The sequence below is a fragment of the Caulobacter sp. Root1455 genome (assembly GCF_001426905.1).
GTDB lineage: Bacteria > Pseudomonadota > Alphaproteobacteria > Caulobacterales > Caulobacteraceae > Caulobacter.
The window spans coordinates 572,008-592,287 of record NZ_LMFQ01000001.1; the positions used below are offsets into that span (position 1 = coordinate 572,008).

Here is a 20,280-nt window from a genome sequence, read left to right on the forward strand (position 1 = left end):
TCTCCGCACGTCCGAGGACGTGAAGTCTAGTTCAGCGCGCCGTTGGCGGCCGCCTGCTGCTGGCGGATGGTGGCCAGGGCGATCAGGCGGTCCCAACCGATCAGCGACACCAGGTGCGCGTAGATCTGGGCCAGGGCGCCGCTGGTCTGCAGTTCCTTGACCTTGTCGGCCGGCAGGGCGTTCAGCTTCTCTTCCGAGACGCCGTAGTACTCGGCCACGGTCTGGGGCTCGCCCGGCTGACCGTTGGCGTCCAGCGGGGTGAACACGGCCTTCTTCAGTTCGAACAGGTCGTTGTCCTTCAGCAGCTGCACGAACGAGTCGGTGCGGCGGCGCTCGACTTCGAAGTCGTCGCAGAACTTGATGCAGTTCTGGGTGTATTCGGTCGGCTCGCCCTTGTCGTCGAACAGCGGGGTCTGGCCGCCTTCGGCCAGCAGGTCCGAGCTGCGGTCGATGCAGACGATCAGGCGGTCCTGGCTCTCGTCATTGGCCAGGACGAACGGATAGCGACGGATATAGGCCGGAATGTAGGCGCCGACGTCGAAGCCGCCGTCGGCCTGGATGAACAGGTTCTCGCCGGTGTTGAGGCCCATCACGGCCAGCGGCACGCGGTCCTCGCCGGCGAAGATCACCGGATAGCTCAGGGCGGCCGGGGCGAATTCGGTGACGGCCAGCGGCACGGCGGTGCCGTTCAGGGCGAAGCCGTAGGGCTTGTCCTTGTGGACCAGAGCCAGCTTGGCGTGCTGCTCGCGGTTCAGCGGCTCCGGCGAGGAGTAGAACAGGACGTTGCCGGAGATGCCGCCGGCGGGTTGGGTCGTTTCCATGAACAGCTCGACAAAAGGCTAATGAACGGACGCCTATTGCGCTTAGGCGGCCTTTGAAAGGTCCGGCGCTTCTAGCCGATCCGGAGGGGTCTCGCAATCGACCCCTCCCGCCTTGTGGTTAAGTCCAGCTTCCGGTTCGTCCGTGGCGGGAAAACGGCGCGAAAACCGCCGCATCCGGCGCGACCCTCAGGGTTCGGACTTGAATGATCCCCTCTCTGGTTGTCATCCCGGAAGCGCGCAGCGCTGTCCGGGACCCAGGGGCGGCCGCACCACATCAGCCCAGTCACCTGGGTCCCGGACAGCCTCTACGAGGCTTCCGGGATGACAACCAGATGAGCGCCGAAGTCTCCAGCATCCTCATGCGCTATCGAACCCGATCCTAGAACTTCCAGGCCACCCCCGCCCGCACCGAACGACCCGGCGATGGGGCGATGTCCTTGAGGAACGAGACGTGCTCGCGGATCTCCTGGTCGGTCAGGTTTCGGCCGTCGACGAACAGCCGCAGGGGCGAATCGGCGATCGGCCTGAACGTGGCCTTGAGGTTGACCACGGTGTAGCCGTCGGTCGGCGTCTCGAAGGCCGCCACGCGGTCTTGTTCGGCGACGCGGCGCACCTCCAGGGTGGTCTCGACGCGCGGCGCGGTCCAGACCACAGAGCCGCCCAGCGACCACGGCGGGATGCGGGCGGGCACGCCGGCGTCGGTGTCGCCGCGCACCCAGTCGAAGGTGGTCTCCAGGCGGATCGACTGGCTGGCCCCGCGCCAGGCGTCGTAGGCCGCCTCCAGCTCGGCGCCATGGAAGTCGGCCTTGGTCTGGAAGTACTGGTAGACGGGCAGGTCGTCCTGGACCGCGCCGGTCGGGGCCTCCTCGATGAAGTTGTCATATCGGGCGGCCCACAGGTGGCCCTCGGCGCGCAGGCGGTCGCTCTTCCAGCGGACCGTGGCCTCCAGCGAGGTGACGGTCTCGTTGTCGAGGCTGTCGTCGCCGACCTCGAAGCCGCCCGTGCCGGGGTGCGGGCCGTCGGCGAACAGCTCGAACTCGGTCGGGGCCCGGCCGTTGCGCGACAGGGTCAGGGCGGTGAACAGGGCGTCGGTCGGCTTGTAGAACACGCCCAGCGAGGCCGAGACGTTGTCGAAGTCGCGCTTCTGCGTCGGGGTCTGCAAGGATCGGGTGTCGAAGCGCAGGCCGGCGTCCAGGCCCCAGGTCCCACGGTCCAGGCGTTGCAGGGTGAAGATCCCATACTCCTTGACGTCGGTCGAGGGCACGAAGGCCTCGTCGCCGATCGCCTCGAAGTGGCGGTCCAGGGCCTGGAAGCCGATGGCGCCCTGGTGGCCGTCGTGTTCACGGTGCACCAGCTCCACCCGGCCCTCGGTCCCGTGCGACAGAAAGCGGGTGCCGACCGCGCCGTCCTCGACGCTGACCTCGGCGTGCTCGTAGTCGGCGTAGCCCAGCGAGACGCGGACCTTCTCGAACCACGGCGTATCCAGCGCCTGCTCGCCGCGCAGGTCGTAGCGGGTCTGCTGCAGGTGGATCGAGACCGGCCCCTCGGCGTTGGGGTCGATCGGGGCCAGGATCTGCTCGTAGGGCACGCCGTAGGTGGTGTCGGTCTTCTTGACCGAAGCGCCGATGAAGCCCCGGTCGTGGACCCAGGAGACGCCGGCGCCGTAGGCGTCGACCTCGACGTCGGTGTTCTTGACCACATGGTCGGGATCGACCGTCAGGCCGTCGCGGGCCGCCAGGCGGTCGGACACCGCGGCGGTCGGGATCGAATAGTCGTCGGTGCGCCGGCTGGAGACGTCGGCCGCGAACACGATCGGGCCCTTCCCGGCCTTGACCGCGCCGCTGTAGGCCCAGCCGTCGTCGACCGACGAGGCCGAGGCCGACAGCCGGCCCTCGGGGCCGTCGGCGGCGGGCGTCGACGGCACGCGGTCGTCGATCATGTTGACCACCCCGCCGATGCCCGAACCGCCATAGGCCAGGGTCGAGGGGCCGCGCAGCACCTCGATCCGCGAGGCCTCGCCCGGGTCGCTGGCCACGGCGTGGTCGGGCGACAGGCTGCTGGCGTCCACCTGGCCGACGCCGTTCTGCAGCACCATCACCCGGGGCCCCGACAGGCCCCGGATCACCGGCCGCGAGGCGCCGGGGCCGTAGAAGGTGGACCGCAGGCCCGGCAGGCCGTTCAGCATGTCGCCGATGCCGGCCGGCGGGGCGACGTCCAGCTGGTCGCGGGTCACGACGTTGACGCTGCTGGTCACGGTGTCCAGCGACACGGCGTAGGGGGCGGCGGTGACCACCACCTTGTCCACGAGGTCGGGCGCGTCCGGCGCGCCGGTCGAAGCCGGAGTCTCGGCGGCCCAGGTTGGCGAAGCGGCGAGGGCGAACGCCAGCAGGCTCGCGGCGGAAAGCAGTACGCGACGGGGCATGGGAAGTCCTGAACCTTGGCCGGGGGAGCGGCTCGATCGAAGTGTTATGAAATAACATTACGACTCGTCAAGCGGCTTCGCGCCAAAACCCAGCTTGACGCGGCTTGCCGTCGCCGTTCTGTGAGGGGATGATCGATCGGAGGCCGCCCATGACCCGTAACACGCTGCTCGTCGCCGCCCTCGGCGGCGCCCTGCTGATGGGCTGCTCGCCGGTCCACGACCTGTTCTCCAAGGCCTCCGCGTCGCCGCCGCCTTCGATGGCCGCGCCCTACGCCGTCAGCCCCGGCACGGCCAGCTGGTCCAAGCCGCCGGTCGGCTATCTGAAGACCGGCATGAACCTGGACGGAGCCTTGATCGTCGGCCCGCCGCCGACGCCGGACTCGCCGCGCGGCCAGGCCGACCGGGCGACCTTCGAGGCCACCCGCGCCCTGGCGGGCACGCCGGCCTGGGACAAGGCCATCGCCGACGCCGACCTGTCGGGCGCGCACGGCTTCAAGAGCTTCTCCTGCGCCGCCGGCGTGACCATCAGCCCGCAGGCCACCCCGACCCTGACCCGCCTGCTGCTGCGGATGACCGATGACGCCGCGACCCTGTACCAGCCGGCCAAGGCCGCCTTCCAGCGCAAGCGCCCGGCGGCGGGCAACACCAAGCCGATCTGCGTGCCGCGCGAACCCTGGATCGAGACCGACGGCTCTTACCCCTCCGGCCACGGGCTGATCGGCTGGTCCTGGGCCCTGGTGATCTCCGAGGTCGCCCCCGAACACGCCAGCGCCGTCCTGGCGCGCGGCCGCGAGTTCGGCGACAGCCGGATCATCTGCGGCGTGCACTATCAGAGCGACATCGAGGCGGGGCGGTATCTGGGCTCGGCCATGGTCTCGCGGCTGCACCAGGATCGGGCGTTCACGGCGGATCTGGAGAAGGCCCGGGCGGAGGTGGCGGCGTCGCGGGCGACCGGGGCGCCCAAGGATTGCCCTGCCGGCTGACGCCTGCCCCCTACGGATCGCTTCGCGATCGTCTTCCCCCAAGGGGGGAAGAGGCGCGGCGGCCGGTGCGTCCTCCGCCCCCTATGGGGGCGGACAGGCGGCGAAGCCGCCAGGTGGGGGCAAGGGGTTGAGTTGCCGAGTTAAGCCGGCCGCCCGCTCGCCAGCGCCCCGTACAGCTCCGGCCGGCGGTCCCGGAAGAAGCCCCAGGCCGCGCGGTGGGTCTGCAGGAAGTCCAGGTCGAAGGTCGAGGCCACGATCCCCTCGTCGGCCCGGCCCAGTTCGCTGACCAGGTCGCCGCGATGGTCGGCGATGAAGGACGAGCCGTAGAAGGTCTGGCCGCCGTTCGGATAGCCGTCCCACGGCTCGAAGCCGATGCGGTTGGCGCCGACCACCGGGATCACGTTGCTGACCGCGTGGCCCTGCATGGCCCGCCGCCACGGCAGGGCGGTGTCCAGGCTGGGGTCGTGCGGCTCGCTGCCGATGGCGGTCGGGTAGAACAGGCACTCGGCGCCCATCAGCGCCATGGCGCGGGCGGCCTCGGGGTACCACTGGTCCCAGCAGATGCCGACGCCCAGGCGGCCGAAGCGCGTGTCCCAGACCTTGAAGCCCGTGTCGCCCGGCCGGAAATAGTACTTCTCCATGTAGCCGGGGCCGTCGGGGATGTGGCTCTTGCGATAGAGGCCCAGCAGGCTTCCGTCGGCGTCGGCCATCACCAGGCTATTGAAATAGTGCGGGCCTTCCTTCTCGAAGATCGAGATCGGGATGACCACGCCCAGCTCGCCGGCCAGGGGGGCGATGGCCTTGACCACCGGGTGCTCGCGCCACGGATGGGCCTGCGCGAACCACCGCTCCTCCTGGGCCACGCAGAAATAGGGCCCCTGGAACAGCTCGGACGGCAGGATCACCTGGGCGCCCTTGGCGGCGGCCTCGCGGATGAAGCCTTCGGTCCTCTTGATGTTGGCCTGCAGGTCCATCCCGTACGAGGTCTGGATGGCCGCGACGCTGAGGGTGCGGGTCATGCCCAGACCTCCGGTTCTTGCTGGCTGATGCAGTGGAACGAGCCGCCGCCGGTCAGGATGGCGGTCGAGGGCAGGCCGATCACCTCGCGCTCGGGGAACAGGCCGCTGATCACCTCGACGGCGAAGGCGCCCGACTCCTCGGCGTAGATCGGCACGATCACCGCCTCGTTGGCGATCAGGAAGTTCATGTGCGAGGCCGGGATGATCTCGCCGTCCTCGTCCTCGATGCGGCCCGGCGAGGGGATGCGCACCACCTGCAGGGGCGAGCCGCGGCTGTCGGTCATGCCGGCCAGGGCGCGGGCGGTCTCGGCATAGACCTGGGCGTTCGGATCGTCGGTCCCGAAGGCCATCGGACAGGCCACCACGCCCGGCGCGACGAAGCGGGCCAGGTTGTCGACATGGCCGTCGGTGTGGTCGTTCAGCAGGCCGTCGCCCAGCCACAGCACCTTCTTGGCGCCGAGCGCCGAGGCCAGGGCGGCGGCGGCCTTGGCCTCGTCCCAGTCGCCGTTGCGGTTGGCGTTCAGCAGGCACTGGCGGGTGGTCAGGATCGTGCCCGTGCCGTCGTGGTCCAGGGCCCCGCCCTCCAGGACGAAGGCGTTGCGGGTCAGGGGCGCGCCGCTGGCGGCCGCGATCTGCTCGGCGACGATGTCGTCGCCCTCCAGCTGGTACTTGCCGCCCCAGCCGTTGAACCGGAAGCCGGCCGCGACCGCGCCGCTGGCGGTCTGCGTGAAGATCGGCCCCGTGTCGCGCAGCCAGATGTCGCCGAACTGGCCGCGGACGATCTCGACCGTCGTGTCGGAAAGCCGGGCGCGGGCGGCGGCCTCGGCCTCGTCGCCGACCACCATCAGCCGCACGCGCTCGCCGCCGGGACCAGCCAGGGCGCGCGCCAGGGCGGCGACCTCGTCCTGGGCCTGGTCGAGATCTTCCTGCCAGAGCTCGGCGTGGCTGGGGAAACCCACCCACATGGCGCGGTGCGGAGCCCACTCGGCGGGGACGGTCGGGGTCATGAAGGAAACCTGGATCGAAACGGGAGGCGCAAATGGGTCGGGATGGCCCTGGGGTCAAGCCGCCCTTCTAGCAAAGACCACCTTCTAGCAAACCGGGGCGACAAAAGAAAAAGGGCGGTCCGTTTCCGGACCGCCCCCATTCTCTCGTCCGCTGTGCGCCGGTCTTAGAAGGCGGCGTGCAGGGTGATGCTGGCCGTGCGCGGGTAGCCCGGTTGGCCCAGGCCCGTGCCCGAGGGGTTCACGGCGAGGTCGCCGAGATACTTCTCGTTGGACAGGTTCTTCACGTTGATCTGGACGTAGGTGTTCTTCATGCCGAGACCTTCGAGGTAGTTGGTCAGCATGTAGCGGGCGTCCAGGTCGAGCAGCGCGTAGCTCGGCGCCTTTTCGGTATTGGTCAGGTTGGTCCAACGCTCGCCGACGTACTTGGCTTGGACGCCGACGCTGAACGCTTCGGTGATGTCCCAGTCGACGCGCACGGCGCCTTGGTGCTTCGGCGCCTCATACAGCTCCTTGCCCTTGGTCGGCAGCACCGAACCCAGGGTCGTGCCCGGGATGTTCTCTTGCAGTTCCGAGTCCTGGTACGAGTACGAGGCGTAGAAGCTGAGGTACTCTTCCGGCTTGAAGCCGAACGCGGCGTCAAAGCCCTTCTTCTTCACGTCGCCGACGTTGATCGAGAAGGCGATGTTGTCCTGCTCGTTGAAGGCGCGCTCGATGCGGTTGCTGAAGTCGGTGTACCAGACGGCGGCCGACAGCAGGATGGTCGGCGACTGGTAGCGGTAGCCGATGTCATACGAGTCGGTCAGTTCCGGACCCGGATCCGTCAGCTTCTTGTCGTACAGGTCGTCGGTGCGGGGCGCCGACAGGGTCTTGGCGTAGCTGACATAGACCGACTGGTAGTCGGCCAGGACGTAGCTGGCGGCGACGCTCGGCAGCAGCTTGTCGTACTTGCGGGTGAACTCGCGAGGACGACCGTACTGAGTCGCGCCTTGGCCCGGCAGGGTGACCAGGGTCTGGCCGTTGCCGTCGTTGCTGCCCGCCACCGCGGTCGGGGTCTGGTTGGTGCAGTAGGCCGTGAAGGTGTCGGCCTGATAGCAGAAGTTATGCAGCTCGCGCTTGAAGAACGGGGCGCGCACGCCGGCGTTCAGCAGGACCTTGTCGTCCATGAACTTGCCGCGGTACTCGACCGAGATCTGGTTCAGGGTGGCGACCGAGACGCGGTCGCGCTTGCGCAGGATGCTGCCGTCCGAGAGCTTGATCGACTGGCCGTAGCCGTCCTTGCCGCCGAACACGTCGTTCGGCGTCGTGTCGGCGCTGAACGTCGTATATTCGCCGGTCTGGCGGTGGTGGGCTTCGTCGTAGGTGTAGGCGGCGCGGAAGCTCTGGCTGTCCGAGAACTTCCAGATCAGCGACGAGGTCACGCCGTAACGACGGGTGTTGGTGGTGTTGGGCGAGTACAGCAGGACGCTGTCGATGGTGTCGCCGTCGCCGTTCAGGTCCTTGCCGCCGGTCAGCGCGCTGCCCCGGATGATGCCGTTGCCCGAGCCGGTGCCGTCTTCCTTGAACAGGGCGCGACCGCCGCCGTTGGCCAGCACGTACTGGAACGAGGGGTCGACGGTCAGGATGAAGTTGTCGCCGATGTGGAACAGCGACTGGCCGCGGATGTTGCCCGTGTTCGACGGGTTGATGTTGTACTTGTAGCAGGAGCCCGCGTTGACATCGATCTGGGCGGTGCCGGCGACCGGGGTCGGACGCGCGCAGGTGGCGCGGCTGTAGCCGATGCCCGTGCCGGCGTTGAACTGGGCCAGCGTCATGCGGTTGATGAAGTTGTTGCGGTTTTCGTTGTAGTTGGCGATCAGGCTGACGAAGTCGCCGTTGTCGCCGATCGGCTGATAGATCCGCGCGTTGATCTGCTTCTTGTGGATCTTGCCCGGGCCGTTGAACACGTCGTTGATCGCGTCGGCGTAGCTGAACCAGGCGCTGGTGCCGAACGGGCCGACCTTGCCGGTGTCGATCACGCCGAAGAAGCGGCGGAAGTTGCCGTCGCCGGCCTGGGCTTCGAACACGCCGCCGAACTCGTCGGTGGGCTTGCGGGTCGTGTAGTTGATGGTGCCGCCGGCGGCCGCGGCCGTCGGGCTGTCAACGTCGGTGGTGCCGGTGTTGACCTCGACCTTGGAGATCAGTTCCGAGTCCATCTGCTGGTTCGGATAGATGGCGTAGTTGCCGCTGTCGTTCAGCGGAACGCCGTCCTGCAGCAGGGCGATGCGTTGCGAGTCGACGCCGCGGATGGTGATGTCGCCGCCGGCCGAGCCGTAGGCGTCGTTGTTGGTGAAGTTCACGCCGGGCATCAGGTTCAGCGAGTCCAGAATGGTCTGGCCGGGCACCTGGCGGGCGATGAATTCCTGGGTGATGGTCGAACGCGACTTCGGAACCACTTGCTGAACGATCGCGCCGTTCTGGTTCTTCACGGACGAAGCGGTGACCACGACCTGTTCGACGGCTTCCGTGCCGGTCGACTGGGCCATGGCGGCGGTGGCGCTGAGCAGGCACCCGACCAGGGCGGTCGACGCCAGACAGGCGATCTTTTTCGTCATCATCTTGATCTATCCCCTCGTTGAGGCCGCGACGGGGTGCATGAAGCCCGCCGGACCACGTCATTAAGAGGCTCTTTAGCGACGTATTTAGAAGGTTTGGTGACGGAAAGGCCACGATCGCGGATAAACGCGCTTCGAGGGCCCCGCGTGCGGAAGATTTAGTCAGCGTCCTCTTACTTATGCGGGAGAAATCAGCGTGGCCCTTGATGAAACGGCGCGGGCGGCCCAGCTGCGAATCTGGCGGCTCACCCTGGTCTTGGTCGGGGTTCTGACGGTTCTGCGGGTCGTTGCGCTGTTCGCGACCCCCCTGGAGTTGTACCCGGACGAAGCCCAGTACTGGCTGTGGTCGCGCCACCTCGATTTCGGGTATTTTTCCAAGCCTCCGGTCATCGCCTGGTTGATCTGGGCGACCACGCGAATCGGCGGCGACGCCGAGGCCTGGCTGCGCATCGGTTCGCCGCTGCTCAACGCCGGAACGGCCCTGGTGATTTCGCGCATCGCCACCCGGCTCTACGGCGGCGAAAGGGGCGGCTCCTGGGTCGGACTGGCCGCCGCGGCGGTCTTCATCCTGATGCCGGGCGTCCAGCTGTCGTCGGTGCTGATCACCACCGACACGCCGCTGCTGTTCTTTCTGGCCTTGATGATCTGGGCCTGCGTGGCCCTGCCCGACGCCTCGGAGCGCACCCGGATCTGGGTCGCCGCCGGCATGGGCGCGGCCCTGGGCATGGCGTTCCTGAGCAAGTACGCGGCGATCTACGCCCTGGCCGGCCTGGCCGCCCATCTGTTCCTGTCCCGCGAGGCCCGGCGCGCCTGGACGCCGGCCATGGCGATGGTCTTCTTCGCGGCCCTGTTCGCCGTGTTCGCCCCAAACCTGTTGTGGAACTACCAGCACCATTTCTCGACGGTGGAGCACACGGCGGCCAACGCCAACTGGAAGACCGGCGATCTGTTCAACCCGATGGAGCTGGTCCAGTTCGTCGGCTCGCAGTTCGGGGTGTTCGGCCCCGTGCCGTTCGGCGTGCTGGGCGGCGGCGCCCTGCTGCTGGCGGTCCGCAAGCGGCTGGCGGCCGCCGACATCATGCTGCTGTGCTTCGCCCTGCCGCCGCTGCTCACCGTGGCGGCCCAGGCCTTCGTCTCGCGGGCCAACTCCAACTGGGCGGGCGCGGCCTATGTCGCCGGCTCGGTGCTGGTCGCCGCCTGGCTGCTGCGCTGGGACGCCCGCCGCTGGCTGATCGGCGGCCTGGCGCTGCAGGCGGTGCTGGCGGCGCTGTTCCTGACCTGGGTGATCGATCCGCGCACGGCCGAGGCCATGGGCATGGCCAACAGCTTCAAGCGGGCCCGCGGCTGGGACCAGACGGTGCAGGCGATCATTGCCCGGACGCGCGAGGAGCAAGCCCTACACGGCGGCGTGACCGCCGTCGCCGTCGACGACCGCTTCCTCTACAATGTCGCGGCCTATTACGGCCGCGGCTATTTCGGCACGCCGGCCGCCCCGCCGCTCAAGATGTGGGTGCACGAGATCGCCCCCCGCAACCAGGCCGAGGCCGAGGCGCCGCTGGACGCGGCCCTGGGCCGTCGCGTGCTGATCGCCAGCCTCGAGGGAACCTACCGCGCCAAGATCCGCCAGGACTTCAAGGCGACCTCCGATCTGCAGATCGTCCGCGTACGCCTGGACAAGAAGCGCTCGCGCCGCACCGACCTGTTCATCGCCCAGGGCTTCGCGCCCGTGCCGCGCGATCCGGTGACGGGCCTGCCGCCGGATCCGGAGCCGACGCCTTAGAGCTGGCCCCTCCCCCTCTGGGGGAGGCGGCCGAAGGCCGGTGGGGGGAGTTTTAGGATCGAAGATCCTGGATCCGGCCACCGGCCGATCACGCCCCCCTCCGTCGGCTGCGCCGACACCTCCCCCACAGGGGGAGGGGCTTAGACCGCGACCTCGAAATCCGCCTCGGTCTTGGTCTTGACCTCGTCCACGGTCACGCCCGACGCCAGCTCGATCAGCTTGACCGGCGTCTTGCCGCGATTGATCTCGAACACGCCCAGTTCGGTGATCAGCAGGTCGACCACGCCCGCCCCGGTCAGGGGCAGCGAGCAGCGGTGCAGCAGCTTGGGCGCGCCGGATTTCTCGCAGTGGTCCATGACCACCACCACACGCTTGACGCCGGCCACCAGGTCCATGGCCCCGCCCATGCCCTTGACCATCTTGCCGGGCACCATCCAGTTGGCCAGGTCGCCGTTCTCGGACACCTGCATGCCGCCCAGGATCGACAGGGCGATGTGGCCGCCGCGGATCATCGCGAAGCTGTCGGCCGACGAGAAGTACGAGCTCGATTCCAGCTCGGTGATCGTCTGCTTGCCGGCGTTGATCAGGTCGGCGTCCTCCTCGCCCTCGTAAGGGAAGGGGCCCATGCCCAGCATGCCGTTCTCGCTCTGCAGCGTCACGGACATGCCCTCGGGGATGTAGTTGGCCACCAGGGTCGGAATGCCGATGCCCAGGTTCACATAGAAGCCATCCCGCAGCTCCCGGGCCGCCCGTTCGGCCATCTGGTCACGCGTCCAGGCCATCAGACGGTCTCCCCAGTTTTTTCTTCACGAGGACGGGTGGTGACGCGCTCGATGCGCTTCTCGAACGTCGCGCCCTTGATCAGGCGGTCGACATAGATGCCGGGCGTATGGATGCCGTCCTTGTCCAGCGCGCCGATCGCCACGATCTCCTCGACCTCGACGACGGTGGCCCTGCCGGCCGTGGCCATCATCGGATTGAAGTTGCGGGCGGTCTTTCGGTAGACGAGGTTGCCCTCGGCGTCGGCCTTCCAGGCCTTGACGATCGACAGGTCGGCGGTCAGGCCGCGCTCCATCACGTACATCTCGCCGTCGAACTCACGGACTTCCTTGCCCTCGGCCACCAGGGTGCCGTAGCCGGTGCGCGTGAAGAAGGCGGGGATGCCCGCCCCGCCGGCGCGGATGCGTTCGGCCAGGGTGCCCTGCGGATTGAACTCCAACTCCAGCTCGCCGCTGAGGTAGAGCTGTTCGAACAGCTTGTTCTCACCCACATAGGACGAGACCATCTTCTTGATCTGGCGGTTCTCCAGCAGGATCCCCAGGCCGAAGCCGTCGACGCCGCAATTGTTGGAGACCACCGTGAGGTCCTTGACGCCCGTTTCGCGGATCGCCGCGATCAGGTTCTCGGGAATGCCGCACAGGCCGAAGCCGCCGGCCATGATCGTCATGCCATCGAATAAAAGACCCGCCAGCGCTTCGGCGGCTGTGGACTTCACCTTGTCGACCATGGTTCCTCCCGGAGCGACGTTCGCCGATTGCTCTGAGCCGACGGACGGAGAAATTCAACCCTTGATGAATAAAATTTCGATGCGTGGAGTTTCGGCGTGACGGATCAGGCTAACCCTGGGGAAACTAGCACCGGGCTCGTGACGCCCGCCACCTCGGGGGTGCTGTTGACCCTGGCGCATCCGGCGCTTGAACGCTCCCGCGCCAATCGCGCCCTGGCCAAGGCGGTCAAGGGGCTGGAAGGCGTCACCTTCAACGACCTCTACGAGACCTATCCGGACTTCGCGATCGACATCGAGGCCGAGCAGGAGAAGCTGCTGTCGCACGACGTGATCGCCGTGCAGTTCCCGCTCTACTGGTACTCGACCCCGGCCTTGCTGAAGGAGTGGTTCGACCTGGTCTGGCTGCACGGCTTCGCCTACGGCCTGGACGGCAACGCCCTGGCCGGCAAGCGCCTGTTCGCCGGCTGCACCACCGGCGGGGCGGCCAAGGCCTATCACGCCCACGGCTACAACCGTTTCACCCTGGACGAATATCTGCGCCCGCTGGAGCAGACCGCCTATCTGTGCGGCATGGTCTGGGAGACGCCTTTCGTGGTGCACGGCGCGGCGGTCAAGGACGACGAGGAGCTCAAGGCCGAGGCCCAGCGTTATCGCGCCCGCGTCGGCTCGCTGCTGACCGCCCCCGCCGACCTCGAACTGGGGGCCTGATCCATGCCGTTCCTCCTGCAGGCCCTGGTCTATCTCGGCGCCGCCGTCATCTCCGTGCCGATCGCCAAGCGGCTGGGCCTGGGCTCGGTGCTCGGCTACCTGATCGCCGGGGTGGTGATCGGGCCGTTCGCCCTGTCCCTGGTCGGCGAGCAGACCGACATCATGAAGTTCGCCGAGTTCGGCGTGGTCATCCTGCTGTTCCTGATCGGGCTGGAGGTCCAGCCCTCGACCCTGTGGGACATGCGCAAGGCGATCTTCGGCTTCGGCGGCGCCCAGGTCGTCGGCACCTCGCTGGCCATCGCCGGCGTCTCGATGCTGCTGGGCCTGCCCTGGCAGACGGCCCTGGCCGTCGGGATGGTGCTGGCCATGTCCTCCACCGCCATCGTGCTGCAGACCCTGGACGAGAAGGGCCTGAGGCAAGGCCCGGTCGGACGCGCCGCCTTCGGGATCCTGCTGCTGCAGGACCTGGCGGTCATCCCGATGTTCGCCTTGCTGCCGACCCTGGCGACCATCGCCCCGCCGGTCCATGCGGGCGCGGCCGAAGGCCACGGCGGCGTCAGCCTGGTCGCCCACCTGCCGCCCTGGGCCCAGGGCCTGTCGGTGCTGGTGGCCGTGGGCGCCGTGGTCGGCGGCGGCCGCTATCTGGTGCGGCCGATCTTCCGCTTCATCGCCGAGGCCCGCCTGCGCGAGATCTTCACCGCCGCGGCCCTGCTGATCGTGGTGGGCGTGGCCAGCATCATGCAGACCGTCGGCCTGTCCCCCGCCCTCGGCGCCTTCCTGGCCGGCGTGGTGCTGGCCGAGAGCGAGTTCCGCCGAGAGCTGGAGACCGACATCGAGCCGTTCCGCGGCCTGCTGCTGGGCCTGTTCTTCATCACCGTCGGGGCCGGCATCGACCTGCGCCTGGTGGCCGGCCAGCCCCTGACCCTGATCGGCCTGGTGCTGGGGCTGATGGTGCTGAAGTTCCTGGTGATGTTCGGCCTGGCGCTGTTGTTCAAGGCCCCGGTTCGGGGCGCGGCGGCCGTCGCCACCGCCCTGGCCCAGGGCGGGGAGTTCGCCTTCGTGCTGCTGACCTTCACGGTCGGGGCCGGCGTGATCGGCGCGCCCCTGGCGGCCCTGCTGACCGCCGCCGTCGCCGTCTCCATGGCCCTGACCCCCGTGGCGATGATCCTCTACGAGCGCATCGCCCAGATGTTCGACGCGGCCATTCCCAAGGTGGTCCCCGACACCGGGGCTTTCGAGGACGGCGAACCGGACATCATCATCGCCGGCTTCGGGCGCTTCGGTCAGATCACCGGCCGCCTGCTGACCGCCAACGGCTTCCGCTCGACGGTGCTGGACAGCGACATCGAGCAGATCGACCTGCTGCGCCGCTTCGGCCGTCGGGTGCACTATGGCGACGCCACGCGGATGGACCTGCTGCGCGCCGCCGGCATCGAGCGGGCCCGGATGCTGATCGTCGCCCTGGACGACCGGGAAAAGACCGTCGAGCTGGTCGAGACCGCCCGCAAGGCCTTCCCCGACCTGGTGATCCTGGCCCGGGCCTGGGACCGCCGCCACGCCTACGACCTGCTGGCCAACGGCGCCGACGCGGTCGAGCGCGAGACCTTCGAGGGCGCCCTGGCCCTGGGGACCACCGCTCTGCAGAAGCTGGGCTACCGCGCCCATCGCGCCCACCGCGCCGGCGCGATCTTCCGCCGCCACGACCGCAAGTCGTTCGAGGACCTGCGTCCGGTCTGGGGCCAGGAGGAGGCCTATATCCTGGCCTCGCGCGACGCGGCCCAGACCATGGACAAGCTGCTGACCGCCGACCTGGCGCGCCTGCGCCCCGGCGACGCCGCCGGCGCCTGGGACACCGCCAGCCTCGACGAGGAGCTGAAGGAACGCGCCGAGCGGGAAGCGGCGCGGCGCGAGGCGGCGAAGTAGGCGCCGAAAAGCGGGAACCGTCGGCCCGCCATGGGGATTCCCTTGGTCAAAGGAGGATTCCATGGCCGACAACCTGCAAGATCGCGGACCCCAGGATCGGGCTCGGGTCAACGTCAACGAGCCCCATGAAGTGTCCTACTGGACCCGGAAGTTCGGCGTCACCCCCGACCAGCTGCGCGACGCGGTGACCGACGTCGGCGTCTCGGCCGACGCCGTCGAACAGGCCCTCAAGTCGCGCCGCGGCAAGGCCTGATGCGCTATTTCTTCCAGCTCAGCGACGGTCATGTGCTGACCGACGACGAAGGCGAGGTGTTCGACGATCTCGACGCCGCCAAGATCGAGGCGGCGCGGATCGCCGGCGAGTGGCTGCGCGACAACGCCGACGAATTCGCCCAGGACGGGACCCTGCTGGTCGAGGTCCTGGACGACCGCCGCGCCGTCCTGGCGACGGTCGCCGTCGAGGCCGACGCCCCGACCGGAACGCTGCACTGACGAAGGCGGCCCTCCCCCACAGGGGGAGGATCTTGAACTGATCCGCCCCTACAGCAGCCAGTCGCCGACCACGTGGTGCTGCGGGTCCAGATAGCCCTGCGCGGTCAGGGTCGCGATCGTCCAGTTGTCGAGGACGACCGTGCCCATGCCGACGGCGTTGATCGACACCGCGTCGGCGTGATGGTCGCCGTTGGTGTCGACGTCCTTGAAGCTGGGGGCCAGCAGGCGGTCGACCAGATCGGCCAGCTTGCCCAGGCCCAGGCCACCCACGAAGTCGCCCAGCTGATCGCGCAGCGGGGTGATGATGTGGTCCTCGCCAGGGTTGAAGTCGGTGATGTGGTCGGTTCCCGAGCCCAGGCCGAACACGAAGTCGTCGGCCCCCGCTCCGCCGGTCAGCAGGTCGGGACCGGTCCCGCCTTCCAGGGTGTCGCGACCGGTCCCGCCGTTCAGCGTGTCCTTGCCGTTGCCGCCGAACAGGTGGTCCGACCCGCCGCCGCCGTTGATCACGTCGCTCAGCAGGCCGCCGGTATAGGTGGTGTCGTACTCGCCGACGTCGGTGAAGCTGTTGGCCTTGACCGGGTTGCCTGACAGCGTGCGGTTGTCGCCGGCCTCGCCCACCGTGATGCTGACCGTGATCGGGGCGGTGAAGCCGCCGTGGCCGTCGGTGGCGGTGTAGGTGAAGCTGTCGACCACCGAGTGGCCGGCGGCCAGCTGGTCGAAGCCGTCGGCGTCGGCCGCGTAACGCACCTGGCCGTTCTCGATGCTGATCGAGGCGCCCAGGGCCGACTTGGTCCCCGACAGGGCCGCGATGCTCAGGCCGTCCAGGTCGACGTCGTGGTCGTTGGCCAGGACATTGACCAGGATCGAGGCGTCCTCGGCGACCGAGGCCGCGTCGGCCGCGCCCGTCGGCGCGTCGTTGACCGCCTCGACGCCCAGCTGGACGGTGACCACGCCCGACACCCCGCCATAGGCGTCATGCGCCGTGTAGGTGAAGGCATCGGCGCCGTTGTAGTTGGCGTTGGCCGTGTAGATGAACGAGCCGTCGGCGTTCAGCACCAGCGTGCCGTAGGTCGGGCCCTGACCGAGCACGGCCGTGAGGGCGTCGCTGTTGGCGTCGTTGTCGTTGGCCAGCACGCCGTGGGCGGCGTCGACCGTCAGGACGGCGTCCTCGGACACCGTGAACGTCCCGTCCAGGGTGGCGACCGGCGCGGTGTTGATCGACAGCAGCGCCAGGATCGCGTCGTGGTCGGTGGGTTGGTCGATGGCCGCCTGGCCGGTGTTGAGGTGGATGTTGTCGAACACCGCGCCGTCCTTGAGGCTTTGCGAGACCAGCAGGTTGTCGATCTGCTGGGCGTTGCCCTCGAAGATGTACGAGTAGCGCTCCTCGGCGCTCAGGGTCCGGGCCAGGTTGTAGAGATCGCCATTGGCCTCGAGCAGGGTCAGGCTCTGCTCGTAATAATAGGCGTTGAAATCGCCCATCACCGTGATGTGGGCGTCCGGATCGGCCGCCAGCAGAGTGGTGACATAGTCGTGGACGGCCGTGCTCTGGTCGGCGCGACGATCATCGCCGTTGTTGCTCGCCGGCTGGTTGGCGCCGAACAGCGGGTCGCTGCCGCCGCGCGAATAGTTGTGCACGTCGATGGCCGTGACTGTCTCGCCGTGGAAGACGAACTCGGCGGCCAGCGGATTGCGGCTGTTGTGGAAGGCGTCGGTCGAACCGGTGGCGTCCTGGATCAGTCGGGCCGAGCCCTCGACATAGTCCACCCGGTCCTCGCGATAGAGGAAGGCGTTGCGGATGTTGCCGTTGCTCTCGCCGCCGGTGGAATTGTTGGCGGTCGGGGCGATTTCGACCCAGCTGTAGTGGGGGCCGCCGGCCGCCTCGATGGCCGCCACCAGCTTGTTCAGGGTCGCCGCGCCGCTGTAGTTCGTGCCGTTGCCGGCCCCGTCGGCGTCCTGGATCTCCTCGACGCCCAGGATGTCGGGCGCGCCCAGATTATGGGCGATGTCGGCGGCCAGGGCCGCGAACTTGGCGTCCGGGTCGACCGGCGAGATGTTTTCGAGATTATAGGCCCCGATCGCCAGGTGGCTGGCGTCGCCGGCCAGGCTGGTGGTCTCCAGCGGCAGGGTCCCGCCGCTGGTGGTGTTCTGGACCGAGGTCGCCAGCACCTCGTACTCGCCGCCGAAATAGCTGACCACGCCGGTCACGTCGCCCAGGTGGTCGCCCAGCACGTAGCCGGCCGAGAAGCCCGGGTTCACGCCGCTGTCGGCGTAGACCAGGATCCGCTCGGGGTTGTTGTCGCCGTCCGACACGGTGACCCCGCCCCGGCTGTTGAGCCCCGAGGCGTCCGCGCCATTGTCGGCCACCACCCAGGTCTGGCCCTGAGAGGTCGAACCCACGGACTGGGCGTCGTGGAGGGTGACCACCATGCCCTCGACCGACTCGTAGAAGTCGACGCCGTCGGCGGCCGGGTCGAAGCTGGTCAGGTGGTCGTCGTCGATCACCGTGGTGGGGATGGCCCGGCCGCCCGCGCCCAGAACGGTGGCGGTGATCGTTCCCGTGCCGATCACGCTGATGGTCGGGGCGGTGATCTCGGTGATCGACAGGTTGGTGGCGACGCCGCCGTTATATTCGTCGACCGTGCCGGTCACCTGCACCAGGTCGCCGACATGGACGGTGGGGATGGCGTTGGTGAACACGAACACGGCGTCGGACGTGGCGTCGTCGCCGTCGCCCGTCGCGTCCTGGATCCAGAAGCCGCGCGAGCCGGTGGTGTCGATGGCCGTCACCACGCCCTGGGTCGAGACCGTCTGGCCGTCATAGGCCGAGACGTGGCCCGCGCCCTGGATGTCGTAGATCGCCACGGGGGCGAAGTCGTCGTTGACGATCGTCGCCTGTCCGACCGCGTCGATCAGGGCGGCCGCGCCGCTGGCGACCACCAGGTTGGACAGATTGACCGCGAAGGTCTCGTTCGGCTCGGGCGTCGCGTCGCCGTTGAGGGTCACCGAGATCGTCTGGCTGGCCGGGCCGCCGGCCGCGAAGGTCAGGGTCCCGTGGGCCTCGGCATAGTCGTCGCCGACGTGGGCCGAGCCGTCGGCGGTGGCGTAGTCGACCGTGAAGGCGCCGGTGGTGTTGGTGCGGGTGACCGTGAAGGTCATCACCTGGGTTCCGGCGTCGCCCTCGGTCAGGCTGACGTCGCTGATCGAGACGTTGGCGCTGGGCACGCCGCCGTCGGTGACCGTGAAGCCGGTCTTGTAGGCCACGGGATTGGCGTCATCGAGCGACCAGTTGGCCGAATTGGCGATGGCCGACAGGATCGCGGCCTTGGTGCCCGTGGTCGTGCCGACATAGGCGCCGTTGTCGGTTCCGAAGGCCAGGGCGGTGCTGCCGGTGGCCAGGCCGGTCGGAACGGCCGAGGTGTTGGAGTTGCTGGCGTCGGCCGCGTAGGTCGCGTTGCCGTCGGCGAAGTCCAGGGCGAACAGCGGCGTCGCGGCCGCGCTCAGCGGGCCCTGGAAGGCGATGATCTGGTCGCCCGAGGTGGACGGATTGAGCGAGCCGGTCAGGCCCGTGACCGTGATCACCGTGCCCGCCGCCGCGCCGCCGGCCGGGGCGGTGTAGGTGAAGACGCCTTCCCCAGTTCGGAACCCGCCCGCCGCCAGCCAGCCGTCGTCGGTGAAGCTGATCACCGTGCCCGCGTCGACCGCCTGCAGCAGGACGAACGAGAACGACTTGCCGGCGGTGTCGGCGCTGTAGCCGATCAGGGCGAGATCGCCCACGGTCAGGGTGGTCATGCGTTTCCTCCGATGGGGGTCTTGTGGCGCGTCTTGTTTTGGGCGGTCGCTGCTGAGCTTGAGATTTGGTCGGGCCGAGTGTTCTAGGCGCTTTCAGCAAGGCCGCGATCTTGATCCAGCCTAGGCACGCTCGATGACAGGACGATGTCGAAGTTTTCGGCATTCCGCAATCGAGATGCGGCAATTAAAACCGCCCAATACAGTCTAGTTACCGCTGTAATCGGATTAAGTTTTCGGATTATTGTCCTTGTCAGGACGTCGCATCGCATTGAACTTTTCACGACAAGCCTTAGATGACACCTGGGCCGCCCACGGACAGTTCAAATATCCTCGATATCCCAGCCGTCCCGACGACTGACGACAGCCGGCGCGACGCCTCGCACGCGCCGCGAAGATTGCAACCACGGGGCCTTGGCTTCAGGTGGGAAGCAAATTCTTACTTACTTGATCAGAAACCATGAACCGGCGGACGGCGCGCGAGCTCCGGAAAGAGCGCCCGATTGATTGGCGCCTCCTTCACCCTCTCTCTTAGAGAGAGGGAGGGGCCCGCCGCGAAGCGGTGGGAGGGTGAGAGGTTTCACCCTGTCCGGTTTTACACAGATGCTCCGCCGGCCGGGGACACGCACTCACACCACGGCTCTGGTCGGGTTGCAGGGGGCTTGTCGTGAGAGCATGTCCCCAGCGGAGCGTCTACGCTCTGCGTTCAGCCAACAAACCCCAGTGATTTCAACGCCCTGAACTTTCTCGACCCGATTTGGTCCTCACCCTCCAAACCGGCCGTATCCTTGTCTCACCTCGACGCGGGAAAGGGCGCATGGCCAGCGACCGATGCGGCGGCGGGGGGCGATCGAGCGGGAAGCTCTGTCGGCGGTGTTGTCCGCGTGCGTAGGGACAGCATCAGGGGGGCGATCGAGCGGGAAGCTCTGTCGGCGGTGTTGTCCGCGTGCGTAGGGACAGCATCAAACCTCACGTCTCCAGGGCCGGCCGGGCATGGAACACAGAAACGGCGTGGCGTGAGGGCCGGCTTTGCAGCAGGCGGGCGGTGATGCGCTCGCGGTCCGGGACCGGGTTTCGTTGACCTGGCCCGCCCGTCGGAGGCTTCAAGGCGGCGAGGCCCTAACAAAGGCTCAGCGTCGCGGGCTTCCGGATAACGAYSGCGCGGAGCGATCGGGCTTCGTCGAAACGGTATTCTTTTTCAAACTCCGGACGATGTCCGGCGCTCCGCGACCCTTTCCATC

Annotated in this window: 14 protein-coding genes; 6 read left to right on the forward strand and 8 right to left on the reverse strand. The window is 68.2% G+C overall.

Annotation, left to right across the window (positions count from 1 at the left end; translation table 11 throughout):
* Positions 1 to 26: 26 nt before the first annotated feature.
* Both ASD21_RS02475 and ASD21_RS02480 read right to left on the reverse strand, forming a co-directional pair.
* Entirely contained in the window at positions 27 to 821 is a 795-nt protein-coding gene (locus ASD21_RS02475) for a SapC family protein (protein WP_056436134.1), read from the reverse strand.
* A gap of 379 nt (positions 822 to 1,200) precedes the next feature.
* Positions 1,201 to 3,243: a TonB-dependent receptor gene (locus tag ASD21_RS02480; RefSeq protein WP_056436138.1), complete on the reverse strand. Its 2,043-nt coding sequence runs from the start codon at positions 3,241 to 3,243 to the stop codon at positions 1,201 to 1,203.
* A 149-nt stretch (positions 3,244 to 3,392) separates the two neighbouring features.
* Between ASD21_RS02480 and ASD21_RS02485 the strand changes: the two genes are divergently transcribed.
* Complete coding sequence (locus tag ASD21_RS02485) at positions 3,393 to 4,226, forward strand: acid phosphatase (protein WP_082554593.1); 834 nt, start codon at positions 3,393 to 3,395, stop codon at positions 4,224 to 4,226.
* Between the two features lie 140 nt (positions 4,227 to 4,366).
* Here the strand turns inward: ASD21_RS02485 and aguB are convergent, their stop codons facing one another.
* The 3 genes from aguB to ASD21_RS02500 form a co-directional block, all read right to left on the reverse strand.
* Positions 4,367 to 5,245, reverse strand: coding sequence for an N-carbamoylputrescine amidase (gene aguB / locus ASD21_RS02490; RefSeq protein WP_056436144.1), 879 nt, complete (start codon positions 5,243 to 5,245; stop codon positions 4,367 to 4,369).
* Positions 5,242 to 6,252, reverse strand: a complete 1,011-nt coding sequence (locus ASD21_RS02495) for an agmatine deiminase family protein (RefSeq protein WP_056436148.1) — start codon at positions 6,250 to 6,252, stop codon at positions 5,242 to 5,244. Before ASD21_RS02495 ends, aguB begins: the two co-directional genes overlap by 4 nt.
* Positions 6,253 to 6,416: 164 nt before the next feature.
* Positions 6,417 to 8,843 carry a TonB-dependent receptor gene (locus ASD21_RS02500; RefSeq protein WP_156390577.1) on the reverse strand — a complete coding sequence of 809 codons (2,427 nt, stop codon included), beginning with the start codon at positions 8,841 to 8,843 and terminating at the stop codon, positions 6,417 to 6,419.
* A 196-nt stretch (positions 8,844 to 9,039) separates the two neighbouring features.
* Here ASD21_RS02500 and ASD21_RS02505 point away from each other — a divergent pair, with 196 nt between their 5' ends.
* On the forward strand, positions 9,040 to 10,623 hold the full coding sequence (locus tag ASD21_RS02505) for an ArnT family glycosyltransferase (RefSeq protein WP_056436154.1): 1,584 nt from the start codon (positions 9,040 to 9,042) through the stop codon (positions 10,621 to 10,623).
* Between the two features lie 140 nt (positions 10,624 to 10,763).
* Here ASD21_RS02505 and ASD21_RS02510 read toward each other — a convergent pair whose 3' ends face one another.
* Entirely contained in the window at positions 10,764 to 11,405 is a 642-nt protein-coding gene (locus tag ASD21_RS02510; RefSeq protein ID WP_056436157.1) for a 3-oxoacid CoA-transferase subunit B, read from the reverse strand.
* Positions 11,405 to 12,130, reverse strand: coding sequence for a CoA transferase subunit A (locus ASD21_RS02515; RefSeq protein WP_056436159.1), 726 nt, complete (start codon positions 12,128 to 12,130; stop codon positions 11,405 to 11,407). Before ASD21_RS02515 ends, ASD21_RS02510 begins: the two co-directional genes overlap by 1 nt.
* Positions 12,131 to 12,226: 96 nt before the next feature.
* Between ASD21_RS02515 and ASD21_RS02520 the strand changes: the two genes are divergently transcribed.
* From ASD21_RS02520 to ASD21_RS02535, 4 genes are all read left to right on the forward strand, one after another.
* Positions 12,227 to 12,838, forward strand: a complete 612-nt coding sequence (locus ASD21_RS02520; RefSeq protein ID WP_056436162.1) for an NAD(P)H-dependent oxidoreductase — start codon at positions 12,227 to 12,229, stop codon at positions 12,836 to 12,838.
* A gap of 3 nt (positions 12,839 to 12,841) precedes the next feature.
* The gene (locus ASD21_RS02525) at positions 12,842 to 14,761 is read left to right on the forward strand and encodes a monovalent cation:proton antiporter-2 (CPA2) family protein (RefSeq protein ID WP_056436175.1); all 1,920 of its coding nucleotides are present in this window, start codon (positions 12,842 to 12,844) and stop codon (positions 14,759 to 14,761) included.
* 61 nt (positions 14,762 to 14,822) lie between these two features.
* Entirely contained in the window at positions 14,823 to 15,014 is a 192-nt protein-coding gene (locus tag ASD21_RS02530; protein WP_056436184.1) for a DUF3606 domain-containing protein, read from the forward strand.
* Complete coding sequence (locus ASD21_RS02535; protein ID WP_056436189.1) at positions 15,014 to 15,253, forward strand: DUF6894 family protein; 240 nt, start codon at positions 15,014 to 15,016, stop codon at positions 15,251 to 15,253. Before ASD21_RS02530 ends, ASD21_RS02535 begins: the two co-directional genes overlap by 1 nt.
* A 48-nt stretch (positions 15,254 to 15,301) precedes the next feature.
* Here ASD21_RS02535 and ASD21_RS02540 read toward each other — a convergent pair whose 3' ends face one another.
* Positions 15,302 to 19,042 (reverse strand): Ig-like domain-containing protein, encoded by a 3,741-nt coding sequence (locus ASD21_RS02540; protein WP_056436192.1) that lies wholly within the window; start codon positions 19,040 to 19,042, stop codon positions 15,302 to 15,304.
* Positions 19,043 to 20,280: the final 1,238 nt, after the last annotated feature.